General features: G+C 54.4%; 15 protein-coding genes. 2 read left to right on the top strand and 13 right to left on the bottom strand.

Annotated elements, in window-relative coordinates; all coding sequences use genetic code 11:
- The 9 genes from C3406_RS21415 to fkpA form a co-directional block, all read right to left on the bottom strand.
- On the bottom strand, positions 1-238 hold a 238-nt coding region (locus C3406_RS21415), incomplete at its 3' end, for a GTP-binding protein (protein WP_044784603.1).
- Positions 239-305: 67 nt separating this feature from the next.
- Positions 306-2,420: an elongation factor G gene (gene fusA / locus C3406_RS21410; RefSeq protein ID WP_103824850.1), complete on the bottom strand. Its 2,115-nt coding sequence runs from the start codon at positions 2,418-2,420 to the stop codon at positions 306-308.
- Between the two features lie 96 nt (positions 2,421-2,516).
- Positions 2,517-2,987 carry a 30S ribosomal protein S7 gene (gene rpsG / locus C3406_RS21405; RefSeq protein ID WP_004106370.1) on the bottom strand — a complete coding sequence of 157 codons (471 nt, stop codon included), beginning with the start codon at positions 2,985-2,987 and terminating at the stop codon, positions 2,517-2,519.
- A gap of 96 nt (positions 2,988-3,083) precedes the next feature.
- Entirely contained in the window at positions 3,084-3,458 is a 375-nt protein-coding gene (rpsL, locus tag C3406_RS21400) for a 30S ribosomal protein S12 (RefSeq protein WP_003023654.1), read from the bottom strand.
- 124 nt (positions 3,459-3,582) lie between these two features.
- The gene (tusB, locus tag C3406_RS21395) at positions 3,583-3,870 is read right to left on the bottom strand and encodes a sulfurtransferase complex subunit TusB (RefSeq protein ID WP_103177270.1); all 288 of its coding nucleotides are present in this window, start codon (positions 3,868-3,870) and stop codon (positions 3,583-3,585) included.
- Positions 3,871-3,877: 7 nt separating this feature from the next.
- Positions 3,878-4,237, bottom strand: coding sequence for a sulfurtransferase complex subunit TusC (gene tusC, locus C3406_RS21390; RefSeq protein WP_103824849.1), 360 nt, complete (start codon positions 4,235-4,237; stop codon positions 3,878-3,880).
- Entirely contained in the window at positions 4,237-4,623 is a 387-nt protein-coding gene (gene tusD, locus C3406_RS21385; protein WP_103824848.1) for a sulfurtransferase complex subunit TusD, read from the bottom strand. Before tusD ends, tusC begins: the two co-directional genes overlap by 1 nt.
- Positions 4,623-5,345 (bottom strand): helix-turn-helix transcriptional regulator, encoded by a 723-nt coding sequence (locus C3406_RS21380; protein ID WP_103824847.1) that lies wholly within the window; start codon positions 5,343-5,345, stop codon positions 4,623-4,625. The genes tusD and C3406_RS21380 overlap by 1 nt, the downstream gene beginning before the upstream one ends.
- Before the next feature lie 164 nt (positions 5,346-5,509).
- The gene (gene fkpA, locus C3406_RS21375; protein ID WP_103824846.1) at positions 5,510-6,328 is read right to left on the bottom strand and encodes an FKBP-type peptidyl-prolyl cis-trans isomerase; all 819 of its coding nucleotides are present in this window, start codon (positions 6,326-6,328) and stop codon (positions 5,510-5,512) included.
- A gap of 236 nt (positions 6,329-6,564) precedes the next feature.
- Here fkpA and C3406_RS21370 point away from each other — a divergent pair, with 236 nt between their 5' ends.
- Entirely contained in the window at positions 6,565-6,783 is a 219-nt protein-coding gene (locus C3406_RS21370) for a protein SlyX (RefSeq protein ID WP_103177275.1), read from the top strand.
- A gap of 51 nt (positions 6,784-6,834) precedes the next feature.
- On the opposite strand, the gene slyD is transcribed toward C3406_RS21370, so the two are convergent.
- The 4 genes from slyD to kefG all read right to left on the bottom strand — a co-directional run bounded on the left by slyD (position 6,835) and on the right by kefG (position 10,088).
- Positions 6,835-7,422 (bottom strand): peptidylprolyl isomerase, encoded by a 588-nt coding sequence (slyD, locus tag C3406_RS21365; RefSeq protein WP_103177276.1) that lies wholly within the window; start codon positions 7,420-7,422, stop codon positions 6,835-6,837.
- Between the two features lie 94 nt (positions 7,423-7,516).
- Entirely contained in the window at positions 7,517-7,717 is a 201-nt protein-coding gene (locus tag C3406_RS21360; protein ID WP_103177277.1) for a YheV family putative zinc ribbon protein, read from the bottom strand.
- A gap of 11 nt (positions 7,718-7,728) precedes the next feature.
- Positions 7,729-9,534, bottom strand: coding sequence for a glutathione-regulated potassium-efflux system protein KefB (gene kefB / locus C3406_RS21355; RefSeq protein WP_103824845.1), 1,806 nt, complete (start codon positions 9,532-9,534; stop codon positions 7,729-7,731).
- On the bottom strand, positions 9,534-10,088 hold the full coding sequence (gene kefG / locus C3406_RS21350; protein ID WP_103824844.1) for a glutathione-regulated potassium-efflux system ancillary protein KefG: 555 nt from the start codon (positions 10,086-10,088) through the stop codon (positions 9,534-9,536). Before kefG ends, kefB begins: the two co-directional genes overlap by 1 nt.
- Positions 10,089-10,209: 121 nt before the next feature.
- Here kefG and C3406_RS21345 point away from each other — a divergent pair, with 121 nt between their 5' ends.
- Entirely contained in the window at positions 10,210-12,114 is a 1,905-nt protein-coding gene (locus C3406_RS21345) for an ABC transporter ATP-binding protein (protein WP_103824843.1), read from the top strand.
- Positions 12,115-12,125 lie beyond the last annotated feature (11 nt).

Genomic DNA, 12,125 nt, shown 5'->3' with positions numbered 1-12,125 from the left:
CGTGTGCGTAGTGGCGAGTCGGGGTGTCGTATTCAACGTGAGAAGTGTTGATGGTGATACCACGAGCTTTTTCTTCTGGTGCGTTATCGATCTGGTCGAATGCACGAGCAGAACCACCGTAGGTTTTAGCCAGAACGGTAGTGATTGCAGCGGTCAGGGTAGTTTTACCGTGGTCAACGTGGCCGATAGTACCAACGTTGACGTGCGGTTTTGTACGTTCAAATTTTTCTTTAGACACGGCTATATTCCTTACTATAGTGCCCCCTCACCGAGGGGGCACGGGACTTAGATTTTAACCCTACGGCTTATTTACCACGGGCTTCAATTACGGCCTGAGCAACGTTGTTCGGCGCATCATCATACTTCAGGAACTCCATGGAGTAAGAAGCACGACCTTTGGTCAGAGAACGCAGCTGAGTTGCATATCCGAACATTTCAGACAGCGGAACTTCAGCGTGGATTACAACGCCAGTAACGTTAGTTTCCTGACCACGCAGCATACCACGACGACGGCTCAAGTCACCGATGACGTCACCGGTGTTCTCTTCAGGCGTTTCTACTTCAACCTTCATGATTGGCTCAAGCAGAACTGGTTTCGCTTTCTTAAAGCCTTCTTTAAAGGCGATCGAAGCAGCCAGTTTAAACGCCAGTTCAGAGGAGTCAACGTCATGGTAAGAACCGAAGTGCAGACGAATACCCATGTCTACTACCGGGTAACCAGCCAGCGGACCAGACTTCAGCTGCTCCTGGATGCCTTTATCAACGGCAGGGATGTATTCGCCAGGAATTACACCACCTTTGATGTCGTTGATGAACTCGTAACCTTTAGGGTTAGAGCCCGGCTCCAGTGGGTACATGTCGATCACAACGTGACCGTACTGACCACGACCACCAGACTGCTTAGCGTGTTTACCTTCGACATCGGTAACTTTCTGGCGAATTGCTTCGCGGTAAGCAACCTGAGGTTTACCCACGTTAGCTTCAACGTTGAATTCACGCTTCATACGGTCAACGATGATGTCCAGGTGCAGTTCACCCATACCAGCGATGATGGTCTGGTTAGATTCTTCATCAGTCCATACGCGGAATGATGGGTCTTCTTTAGCCAGACGGCCCAGAGCCAGACCCATTTTTTCCTGGTCAGCTTTGGTTTTTGGTTCAACGGCGATAGAGATTACCGGCTCTGGGAACTCCATGCGCTCCAGAATGATTGGGTGATCTGGGTTACACAGGGTATCACCAGTAGTCACGTCTTTCAGACCGATAGCAGCAGCGATGTCACCCGCGCGAACTTCTTTGATCTCTTCACGTTTGTTCGCGTGCATCTGTACGATACGACCGAAACGCTCACGTGCAGCTTTCACGGAGTTCAGGATGGTGTCACCGGAGTTAACCACACCAGAGTACACGCGGAAGAACGTCAGGTTACCCACGAACGGGTCGGTAGCGATTTTGAACGCCAGAGCAGCAAACGGCTCGTCATCACTTGCGTGACGCTCAGCCGGCGTGTCTTTACCGTCGTCCAGGATACCGTTGATCGCAGGAACGTCTACCGGGGATGGCAGGTAGTCAACTACCGCATCCAGCATTGCCTGAACACCTTTGTTCTTGAACGCAGAACCACAGGTTACCAGGATGATTTCGTTGTTCAGAACACGCTGACGCAGAGCTTTTTTGATCTCTTCTTCAGACAGTTCTTCACCACCCAGGTATTTCTCCATCAGGTCTTCTGAAGCTTCTGCAGCGGACTCGATCAGGTTCTGGTGCCATTCGTCAGCCAGGTCCTGCATGTCAGCCGGAATATCTTCATAAGTGAAGGTTACGCCTGCGTCTTCTTCATTCCAGTTGATGGCTTTCATTTTCACCAGGTCAACAACACCGGTGAAACCTTCTTCAGCACCAATCGCCAGCTGCAGCGGAACAGGGTTCGCGCCCAGACGGGTTTTGATCTGACCAACAACTTTCAGGAAGTTCGCACCCATACGGTCCATTTTGTTAACGAACGCAATGCGTGGAACTTTATATTTGTTTGCCTGACGCCATACGGTTTCAGACTGTGGCTGAACACCACCAACTGCGCAGTAAACCATTACCGCACCATCAAGAACACGCATGGAACGTTCTACTTCGATGGTGAAGTCAACGTGGCCCGGGGTGTCGATGATGTTTACGCGGTGTGGTTCATACTGCTTAGCCATACCAGACCAGAATGCAGTAGTCGCTGCGGAGGTGATGGTAATACCACGCTCCTGCTCCTGCTCCATCCAGTCCATGGTTGCGGCGCCGTCATGAACTTCACCGATTTTATGGTTTACACCGGTGTAGAACAGAATACGTTCGGTGGTAGTGGTTTTACCGGCGTCGATGTGCGCACTGATACCGATGTTACGGTAGCGTGCGATGGGTGTTGTACGAGCCATTTGATTCCTCGTTTATCTTTTTAGGCGTTCAGTTAAGTAACCCAAAGCGGGCTGCTTCGCTGAAGCGCCCGCCTGGTGACTAATACTCCGAAGGGATTACCAACGGTAGTGTGCGAACGCCTTGTTGGCTTCTGCCATACGGTGAACGTCTTCACGTTTCTTAACTGCAGTACCTTTGTTGTCTGCAGCGTCAGAAAGTTCGTTCGCCAGACGCAGAGCCATGGATTTATCACCGCGTTTACGAGCAGCTTCAACGATCCAACGCATTGCCAGAGCATTACGACGGACCGGACGGACTTCAACTGGTACCTGATAAGTAGAACCACCAACGCGGCGAGACTTAACTTCTACAGTCGGGCGTACGTTGTCGAGAGCTACTTCGAAAGCTTCCAGTTCATTTTTACCAGAACGCTGAGCCAGGGTCTCCAGCGCGCTGTATACGATTGCTTCTGCAGTAGATTTTTTACCATCTACCATCAGGATATTTACAAATTTTGCCAGCAGTTCTGATCCGAATTTCGGATCTGGAAGAATTTTACGCTGACCAATGACGCGACGACGTGGCATGGGAATACTCCGTTGTTAATTCAGGATTGTCCAAAACTCTAAGAGTTTAGTGTGACATTAAGATAAATCAGTTTGGCCTTACTTAACGGAGAACCATTAAGCCTTAGGACGTTTCACGCCGTATTTGGAGCGAGATTGCTTACGGTCTTTAACGCCGGAGCAGTCAAGCGCACCACGAACGGTGTGGTAACGAACACCCGGAAGGTCTTTTACACGACCGCCACGGATCAGGATCACGGAGTGTTCCTGCAGGTTGTGACCTTCACCACCGATGTAGGAAGTCACTTCAAAACCGTTAGTCAAACGCACACGGCATACTTTACGCAGTGCGGAGTTTGGTTTTTTAGGAGTGGTAGTATATACACGAGTACATACGCCACGTTTCTGCGGGCAGGCTTCCAGCGCAGGCACGTTGCTTTTTGCAACTTTGCGTGCACGTGGTTTGCGTACCAGCTGGTTAACTGTTGCCATTAAATAGCTCCTGGTTTTAGCTTTTGCTTCGTAAACACGTAATAAAACGCCCTCATACAATATGAGGACGCGAAATTTTAGGGCTACGTCGAAAAGGTGTCAAGAATTATACAGCGATCTCAGATCACCAGTTCATTTGGCCGGTGTGCTGGATGGCCAGATTGACGAAATCAGTATAGCTAACCACGTCAATTTTGGTTGAAATTTGACCAATAAGGCCGCGAGCCTCGATATCATCTTTTAGCGCTGAGACAGAGATGGGGGCATTACAGAGAATATCAACAAAGCGGCTGCCTTCTACTGCCGCCAGAACGCCATCCTGGATCAGCAGCACAGTATCGCCCTCACGCAGCATGCTTAACAGGCTTTCGATGTCGCAATGCCAGGGGGAACGGCTCAGGGTATGGAGCATGCGCGCCTCAGAATGTCAGGATTGTGTCGTAGTGGGAAAGCTGTTCCCGCAGTAATGCCGGTGCAAGTACGGTCGCGTCCAGAATAAAGGGGGTATCCTCTTTCAGGCCGCGGGCCTGCAGTGAAGCTGCACAGACGTAGAACGTCTCGATGTCATACAACGGCAGGACTTTAAAGGTCGAGATGTAATCCCGCGCCAGCACCGCCTGCGGCTGCTGACCGGCAAGCAGCTGGAATACGCCGTCTCCGATAAAGAACACACCGATCTCTTCCGTCAGCGCAGAGGTGGCCAGTAACGCATCCAGCCCTTCCCTTCCGGCGGCGCTGCCATGTGGGGCAGAATGAAATACAAACGCAACGCGGTTCATCAGAATTGCACCATACGATCGCAGGTTAAGGCAGCCTGTGCCAGCGCCCCAAGGCCGCTAAGGGAGAAGCCCTCGTTAAGATTCGCGGCAGGCAAGCCGAGACGTTGCGCTTCATTCGCATCGCTTACCCCCCGACGCAGAGCCGCCGCCACGCAGATATGCAAGGCAACGCCATGCTCCTGGTTCAGCCACTGCCAGGCCCGGACCAGATCGAACTCGTCTGATGCCGGAGAGGTCAGCTGGTTCGCGTTATACACCCCTTCCCGATAAAAAAAGACGCTGACCAGCTCATGGCCGGCCGCCAGCAGTGCACGGGCAAACTGCAACGCGCTGCTGGCCTGCTGTGTACCGTATGCCGGGCCTGTCACCATTAATGCAAAACGCATTACTTCTCTTGCCCCAGGAAATCGCCGCTTTTGAACTGACGAATGTAGAGATAGACCGTGTGCTTGGAGATGTTGAGACGATCGGCCACCTGATTAATGGCATCTTTAATATCAAAAATGCCTTTTTCGTAGAGGTTAAGCACGATCTGACGATTCTTGGCATTGTTGGAGACGTTGCGATCGGCATTAACTTCTTCAATGGTGAATTCCAGCGTCTGGGTCACGAGGTCTTCAACGGAAGAGGCAAAGTTTACGGAGGAGCCGACATCCGGTGTTTCTGGCGGAATGAAGGTGTTCATGATCTGGGAGAACGGCACATCAAGGTTCATGTTGATGCACAGCAAACCAATCACACGATGATCGCGGTTGCGGATCGCGATGGTGACGGACTTCATGAGAACACCGCTCTTCGCGCGGGTGAAATAACATTTGGAGACGCTGCTGTCCGCGCCGGTCATGTCGTGCAGCATACGCAGTGCAAGGTCAGTGATTGGCGAGCCGATTTTACGGCCAGTATGCTCACCATTGGCGATACGGATGGCAGAACATTTCAGATCTTGCAGGGAGTGCAAAACGATTTCGCAGTGGGACCCAATGAGCATCGCTAACCCGTCCACTACCGCTTCGTAGGATTTCAGAATATCGAAATCGGTCTGATCGAAAGGACGTTGATCCAGCAAATCAAGTTCGCTGGTTTCGTTGGTTAAAAGCGACCTGGTCATGAAAAAAACACTCCTTTTCAGGAGCCTGTCGGTAGGTTTTCAGGGCAGGCTCATTATTTACACGGGCAATTAAGTTAATACAGCGTAGGTAGCGCTTCCAGTGTTAATTATATCTACACCCCAATAAAAAAACCGCCGCTTCTGAGGCGGCGGTTTTAACCGGTTTACTTCTTGGTGGCTTCTGCCGGCGCTTCCGGCTTCGCGTCTGGCTTAGCATCCGCTTTCGGCGCTGGCTTGATGTCCAGCAGCTCTACGTCGAATACCAGCGTGGAGTTAGCCGGGATACCCGGGACGCCCGTTTTGCCATAAGCCAGCTCCGGTGGGATGACCAGCTTGATTTTACCGCCTTTCTTGATGTTCTTCAGGCCTTCAGTCCAGCCAGGGATAACACCATCCAGACGGAAGGAGAGTGGCTCACCGCGGGTGTAAGAGTTATCGAACTCTTTACCGTCGGTCAGCGTACCTTTGTAGTTCACAACGACGGTATCGCTGTCTTTCGGTGCCTCGCCAGTCCCTTCTTTCTCTACTTTGTAGACCAGGCCAGTAGGAGAGGTTTTCGCGCCTTTCTCTTTAGCGAAAGCCTCACGGTAAGTTTTGCCTTTCGTTTCGTTCTCAGCCGCGTCTTTCTCCATCTTCTCCTGCGCTGCGCCTTTCACGCGCGCTTCGAAAGCCTGCAGAGTTTGCTCGATTTCCTGGTCAGACAGTTTGCTCTTGTCTGCAAACGCATCCTGAACGCCTGCGATCAGCTGAGCCTGGTCCAGTTTGATGCCCAGTTTTTCTTGCTCTTTCAGAGAGTTTTCCATGTAACGGCCCAGAGATGCGCCCAGCGCGTAGGCTGATTTCTGGTCGTCATTTTTGAACGCTGCATTGCTGTCAGCAGTCGCAGCAGGTTTCGCAGCGGTATCAGCAGCGAAAGTCAGCGGCGCATGCAAAGCGACAGCCATTGTGGTCGCCAGCAGCGTTACTTTAAACAGTGATTTCATCCATTTCTCCAGGGCCGGGGACTCTCACCCCGTATTAAGCGTAAATGAGTAGCGTACTATAAAACGTTGAGGAACAAATCTACAGGTAGACACCCCTGATTAGCACCACATTTCAGACTATTTTTGTTTAAATTAGTTTCGCAGCAAGGGGATGTTTACTGCGCGCAAGGATAATCTCAGGTAAAATTCGCCGCCGCCAGCCCCGGACGGGTTTAACGAAACAAACGAGGTGAATCATGCAGAATAGAGAGATGGAAGCACGTCTGGCTGAGCTTGAAAGCCGCCTGGCTTTTCAGGAGATCACCATCGATGAGCTGAATCAGACCGTCACCGCCCACGAGCTGGAGATGGCAAAGCTGCGGGATCTGATGCGTCTGTTAACTGAAAAAGTAAAAGCCTCCCAGGCATCGCACATCGCCTCGCAGTCGGAAGAGACGCCGCCACCCCATTATTAAGACGTAAAAAAAGCGGGAATATCCCGCTTTTTGTGCCTTAAGGCGTAACGCTTAGTGACAACCGCAGCCGCCGTTACCGCCGCAACCGCCTTTACCGTGCTCGTGACCATGGTCGTGATCGTGGCCGTGACCACCGCAGCAGCCATCGTGACCGTGATCGTGGTCATGACCGTGCGCACCATGAACGTGGCCGTGAGCCAGCTCTTCTTCAGTGGCTTCGCGGATCGCAACCACTTCAACGTTGAACTTCAGGTTCTGGCCAGCCAGCATGTGGTTGCCGTCAACCACAACGTGGTCGTCTTCAACTTCCGTAATTTCTACTGGAACCGGACCCTGGTCAGTTTCAGCCAGGAAACGCATGCCAACCTGCAGCTCATCAACGCCCATGAAGACGTCTTTAGGAACACGCTGAACCAGGTTTTCATCGTACTGACCGTAAGCGTCGTTTGCGCCTACAGCAACGTCAAATTTGTCGCCAACTTCGTGACCGTCCAGCGCGTTTTCCAGGCCGGAGATCAGGGAACCGTGACCGTGCAGGTAGTCCAGCGGCGCACTCACCGGAGACTCATCAACCAACACACCGTCTTCTGTACGTACCTGATAGGCCAGGCTGACCACCAGGTCTTTTGCTACTTTCATGATATCTCCTGAGCGTGGGAAAATTGCTGGCGCAGATTGTAGCCGAATTCTGCACCCGTGTACCCTTTAGCTTAAAAAAACTCGGGACATATCGCTAGTCCGGATGAAAAATGCCGATCACTTGTTCTTCTTTGCGAACGTGATCGCGCACTTCTTTATCGGCTTCCCGCATCTGGTGACCGCACTTAACACACTCAACAATATCGATATTGTTCTCTCGCCACATGGCCAGTGAATCCTGAGCCTGGCAGGCCGGGCATTTCGCGCCGGCGATAAAACGTTTACGTACCGCCATTCTTTACCTCGTTATTCATATTCATCCCAGCCGTCCGGCTGCCGACGCTCCTGCTGCATCTCACGCTGGAAGATCTCTTCCAGCTCGCGACGCGCCTCCCGTACGCGGGAAATCTGCACCGTATCGGTGTGAACCGGCATCAACTCGCGCAGCATGCGCATATCAAGACGACGGAAATGTAACTGTGCGCGCTGGGCCTGATGAGGATGCATACCCAGCGTCACTAATGCTTTACGCCCCAGCTCCAGCGCACTGGAGAAGGTCTCGCGGGTAAAATACTTTACCCCAGCCTGAAGCAGCTCATGTGCCTCAACACGCCCTCGCGCCCGGGCCAGGATGTGCAGATGGGGAAAATGCTGCTGGCAGATCTCCACCAGCTTCAGGGTGTCTTCCGGATCATTACAGGTGATAACAATCGACTCCGCCGCCTCTGCGCCTGCGGAGCGCAGTAGTTCGACCTGTGTGGCATCGCCGTAATAGACCTTATAACCGTACTTGCGCATCAGGTTTACCGCGCTGATGTCGCGCTCAAGCACCGTCACGCGCATTTTATTTGCCATCAGCAGACGCCCGATCACCTGCCCAAACCGCCCGAAGCCCACCACTATCACCTGCGGTTTATCGTCCTCCACAAAGGGCGCTTCATGCTCATCTTCCGGGGCATTCATCCGGCGAGACAGCTGCTTATCGATAAGTTTCATGAGCAGCGGCGTGGTCATCATCGACAGCGTCACGGTCACTAACAGCAGCGCCATCTGGTCATCCTGAAACAATCTCTGGGACGATGCTGTGGAGAAGAGCACAAAAGCGAATTCGCCCCCCTGGCTCAGCACCCCGGCAAGCTGCGCCTTTTCCGCCTGACGCAGGCCGTAAACCCGCGCCAGCCCATACAGCACCGCCATTTTAACCGTGACCAGCACGGCAACGCTCATCACCACCCACAGGATATGGGTGTAGAGCACGCCGAGATTGAGCGCCATGCCGACAGAGATAAAGAACAGCCCTAACAGCAGCCCTTTAAAGGGATCGATGGCAATTTCCAGTTCATGCCGGTACTCACTCTCCGCCAGCAGCACACCCGCGATAAACGTACCGAGCGCCATCGACAGACCCAGCGCATCCATAAACAGGGCCGATCCCAGCACCAGCAGCAGCGTCGCGGCGGTAAACACCTCGCGTACGCCGGAGGCGGCAATAAACCGGAACACCGGGCGGAGCAGATAGCGCCCTCCCACCAGCATGCCGGCAAAGGCCAGCACCTTCATGCCGATCTTCATCCAGTCGAAATGTTCCTCGCCCGATCCTGCCAGCAGTGGAACCAGGGCCAGCGCGGGGATCACCGCCAGATCCTGAAACAAAAGGATCGAGAAGCCCAGCTGTCCCGCTTCGTTGCGGTTCATGCCCTTATCGCGCATCAGCTGTAACGCCATTGCCGTAGAGGACATCGCCAGACCAATCCCGCCAACCACCGCGGCCTGCCATGAGAAGTGGGTGAGCATCAGGAGTCCGCCGAGGATCACCGCGCTGCACAACACCTGCGCGGCACCCACGCCAAAGATCGAGCGCCGTAGTTGCCAGAGCTTCGTCGGGTTGAGCTCAAGGCCGATAATAAACATCAGAAAGACGACGCCCAGCTCCGAGAAGTGCAGGATTTCGTCCACATCGCTGATGAATCCCAGCCCCCACGGGCCGATGGCGATGCCCGCCAGCAGATAGCCGAGCACCGCGCCAATCCCCAGACGCGAAGCCAACGGCACCGCCACCACGGCGGCGAACAGGAACAACACGCCTGCGAGTAAAAGATCTGAGCCTTCCATCAGTGACCTCCTGTCAGATTTGGCGCCGCCAGCCACTCACCGTACGCGCGGGCATGGCTGGTCAGCTCATCCTGATGCTGCCGACGAGCCCAGTAGATAATGATCGGACTCAGCCAGTGCATGCGGCACATGGCCGCCGTCAGCTCGAACGGGCGTAAGATCTCGTTCATCGAGTAGCGGTTAAGCCCATCGTGGCGATACGCGCTCTCCGGCTCGCCGGTGGTAATGACGCTCCGCCAGGACTTTCCCGCCAGCTGGTTTCCTCCCACGCCACTGGCAAATCCACGGCTCAGCACGCGGTCCAGCCACTCTTTCAGCAGCGCCGGGCAGCTGTAGGTGTAAAGCGGATGCTGGAACACGATGACGTCGTGCTGGCGCAGCAGCTCCTGCTCATAGGGAATATCGATAAAAAAATCGGGGTAGTGCGCGTAAAGATCGTGCACTGTCACATTACTTAGCTGTAATGCCGGCTGTAGCAAAACCCGGTTAGCGACCGAGTCCTGAGACTCCGGATGGGCATACAGCAGCAGCACTTTGGCTGTCTGGGACATCATTCCTCTCCCGGGTCGTCATCACTGTTGTTTTGGGCTACCATGGCACACCCACGCGGCGCGTGGCGGCACATTTAACCTGATTATAATGACAACTTAACATAGTCGGAACATACGGCGCTCTATGATTGTTTTCTCCTCATTACAAATTCGTCGCGGCGTACGTGTCCTGCTGGACAACGCTACAGCCACCATTAACCCGGGCCAGAAAGTCGGTCTGGTGGGCAAAAACGGCTGCGGTAAATCCACGTTACTGTCATTGCTGAAAAACGAAATCAGTGCCGACGGGGGTAATTTTACCTACCCCGGCAACTGGCAGCTGGCCTGGGTAAACCAGGAGACGCCAGCCCTGAGCGTACCGGCGATGGATTATGTTATCGACGGCGATCGGGAATACCGCAAGCTGGAAGCGGAGCTGCATGCCGCCAACGAACGCAACGACGGCCATGCGATTGCCACCGTGCACGGCAAACTCGACGCCATTGATGCCTGGACTATTCGCTCCCGCGCCGCCAGCCTGTTGCACGGCCTGGGGTTCAGTAACGAGCAACTGGAACGCCCGGTCAGCGACTTCTCCGGCGGCTGGCGCATGCGCCTTAACCTGGCCCAGGCGCTGATCTGCCGCTCTGACCTGCTGCTGCTCGATGAACCGACTAACCACCTCGACCTTGATGCCGTCATCTGGCTGGAGAAGTGGCTGAAGAGCTATCAGGGCACGCTGATCCTGATCTCCCATGACCGTGACTTCCTTGACCCGGTGGTGGACAAAATTATTCATATCGAACAGGAAACGATGTTCGAGTACACCGGCAACTATAGCTCGTTTGAGCGCCAGCGCGCGGTACGTCTCTCCCAGCAGCAGGCGATGTACGAAAGCCAGCAGCAGCGCGTGGCGCACCTGCAGAGCTTTGTCGATCGCTTCAAGGCGAAGGCGTCAAAAGCCAAACAGGCCCAGAGCCGCATTAAGATGCTGGAACGCATGGAGATGATCGCCCCGGCGCACGTCGACAACCCGTTCCACTTTAGCTTCCGCGCGCCGGAAAGCCTCCCCAACCCACTGCTGAAAATGGAAAAAGTCAGCGCGGGCTATGGCGAGCGCATCATTCTGGACTCCATCAAACTCAACCTGGTGCCGGGTTCCCGTATCGGTCTGCTCGGGCGCAACGGCGCCGGTAAATCGACGCTGATTAAGCTGCTGGCGGGCGAGCTTGCGCCGGTGCGTGGCGATATTGGTCTGGCGAAGGGCATCAAGCTTGGTTATTTCGCCCAGCATCAGCTGGAATTTTTACGCGCGGACGAATCGCCGCTGCAGCACCTGGCGCGTCTGGCCCCGCAGGAGATGGAGCAGAAGCTGCGGGATTATCTGGGCGGCTTCGGCTTCCAGGGCGATAAAGTGACCGAGAATACTGAGCGCTTCTCCGGCGGCGAAAAAGCGCGCCTGGTGCTGGCCCTCATCGTCTGGCAGCGCCCGAATCTGCTACTGCTCGATGAACCGACTAACCACCTGGATCTTGACATGCGTCAGGCGCTGACCGAAGCGCTGATTGAGTTCGAAGGCGCGCTGGTTGTCGTTTCGCACGATCGTCACCTGATCCGCTCCACCACCGACGATCTCTACTTGGTGCACGACAGTAAAGTAGAGCCTTTCGACGGCGATCTGGAAGATTACCAGCAGTGGCTGACGGACGTGCAGAAGCAGGAAAACCAGCCGGAAGAGGCAGCGAAAGAGAACGCCAACAGCGCCCAGGCGCGTAAAGATCAGAAGCGCCGTGAAGCAGAGCTGCGCACTCAGACCCAGCCGCTGCGTAAAGAGATTACCCGTCTGGAAAAAGAGATGGAGAAGCTCAACGCCACGCTGGCCACCGTGGAAGAGAAGCTGGGCGACAGCGGCCTGTATGACCAGACGCGTAAAGCCGAGCTAACCGAGTGCCTGCAGGTGCAGGCTAAAACCAAATCCAGCCTTGAGGAGTGCGAAATGGCCTGGCTGGAGGCGCAGGAACAGCTCGAAGAGATGCTCCAGAGCGACTAACCCGGGAGGGG

The sequence above is a fragment of the Leclercia sp. LSNIH8 genome (assembly GCF_002920195.1).
Lineage (GTDB): Bacteria > Pseudomonadota > Gammaproteobacteria > Enterobacterales > Enterobacteriaceae > Enterobacter.
This window is presented reverse-complemented; position numbering and strand designations above follow the sequence as displayed.

Excerpts from the sequence above, each read along its gene's own strand:
- tusC (WP_103824849.1), bottom strand. The coding sequence starts at position 4,237 with ATGAACCGCGTTGCGTTTGTATTTCATTCTGCCCCACATGGCAGCGCC.
- C3406_RS21370 (WP_103177275.1), top strand. The coding sequence starts at position 6,565 with ATGCAGAATAGAGAGATGGAAGCACGTCTGGCTGAGCTTGAAAGCCGC.
- fusA (WP_103824850.1), bottom strand. The coding sequence starts at position 2,420 with ATGGCTCGTACAACACCCATCGCACGCTACCGTAACATCGGTATCAGT.
- kefG (WP_103824844.1), bottom strand. The coding sequence starts at position 10,088 with ATGATGTCCCAGACAGCCAAAGTGCTGCTGCTGTATGCCCATCCGGAG.
- C3406_RS21380 (WP_103824847.1), bottom strand. The coding sequence starts at position 5,345 with ATGACCAGGTCGCTTTTAACCAACGAAACCAGCGAACTTGATTTGCTG.
- rpsL (WP_003023654.1), bottom strand. The coding sequence starts at position 3,458 with ATGGCAACAGTTAACCAGCTGGTACGCAAACCACGTGCACGCAAAGTT.
- C3406_RS21360 (WP_103177277.1), bottom strand. The coding sequence starts at position 7,717 with ATGGCGGTACGTAAACGTTTTATCGCCGGCGCGAAATGCCCGGCCTGC.
- slyD (WP_103177276.1), bottom strand. The coding sequence starts at position 7,422 with ATGAAAGTAGCAAAAGACCTGGTGGTCAGCCTGGCCTATCAGGTACGT.
- kefB (WP_103824845.1), bottom strand. The coding sequence starts at position 9,534 with ATGGAAGGCTCAGATCTTTTACTCGCAGGCGTGTTGTTCCTGTTCGCC.
- rpsG (WP_004106370.1), bottom strand. The coding sequence starts at position 2,987 with ATGCCACGTCGTCGCGTCATTGGTCAGCGTAAAATTCTTCCAGATCCG.
- tusB (WP_103177270.1), bottom strand. The coding sequence starts at position 3,870 with ATGCTCCATACCCTGAGCCGTTCCCCCTGGCATTGCGACATCGAAAGC.
- fkpA (WP_103824846.1), bottom strand. The coding sequence starts at position 6,328 with ATGAAATCACTGTTTAAAGTAACGCTGCTGGCGACCACAATGGCTGTC.
- tusD (WP_103824848.1), bottom strand. The coding sequence starts at position 4,623 with ATGCGTTTTGCATTAATGGTGACAGGCCCGGCATACGGTACACAGCAG.
- C3406_RS21345 (WP_103824843.1), top strand. The coding sequence starts at position 10,210 with ATGATTGTTTTCTCCTCATTACAAATTCGTCGCGGCGTACGTGTCCTG.